The sequence below is a fragment of the Rhodococcus sp. 06-462-5 genome, from assembly GCF_002258315.1.
Classification (GTDB): Bacteria; Actinomycetota; Actinomycetes; order Mycobacteriales; family Mycobacteriaceae; genus Rhodococcoides.
In genome coordinates, this window is sequence record NZ_NOYD01000047.1 from 1 (window position 1) to 721 (window position 721).

Annotated in this window: 1 protein-coding gene; it reads left to right on the forward strand. The window is 66.2% G+C overall.

Annotated elements, in window-relative coordinates; translation table 11 throughout:
- On the forward strand, positions 1-721 hold a 721-nt coding region (locus CH251_RS21295; RefSeq protein WP_143544985.1), incomplete at both ends, for an AMP-binding protein.

Sequence of the window (721 nt, forward strand, 5' to 3'; positions counted from 1 at the left end):
CGACTGTGGCCGAACGGTCCGGAGGACTACGCGGCATTGCCGCAGTTGAACGTCAAGGCCTTCGATTACGACTACGGCTTCGGGTCGATCGCCGGCCGCCAGGAAACGGTCACGAGTGGACCGGCCGGCCGACTGGACCTGATGGTGTATCGCGATCGGGTGCACGGGTTCGCGGTGGACCTGACATCGAGCGACACTGCGGCAACTCCCGAATCGGTCACCGACACCGCGGCTGCATTCGTCGACTTTCTCGGCAGACTGTCCGAGGACCCCGATGCGAGGGTGGCGACGTTCGATGCACTGAACGCCGACGACCGAATCAGGGCAGAGGAATGGTCGCGCGGTGTCGAGGTGCACGCGGATGACGCGACGCTGGATTCGCTCGTCCGCCTGCAGATGTCGAGAACGCCGGACGCAGTGGCGATCGTCGATCACACCGGTGCGGAGTTCAGTTTCTCCGAGATCGCCACCCGCGTCGAGGCGATGGCCGCGCAGTTGAGCGCCCGCGGTGTGACGCGAGGCGACCGCGTGGCAGTCATGCTCGCGCGTTCGGTGGATCTCGTGGTGACCCTGCTTGCCGTCGTGCGCACCGGTGCCGCGTACGTTCCGATCGACCCGGAACACCCGTCCGAACGCATCGGTCACATCCTCGACGACGCTGCGCCGATCCTCGTGATCGCAGACCTCGCCGGGAGTTCACGGCACAGCGCCGTACTCTCCG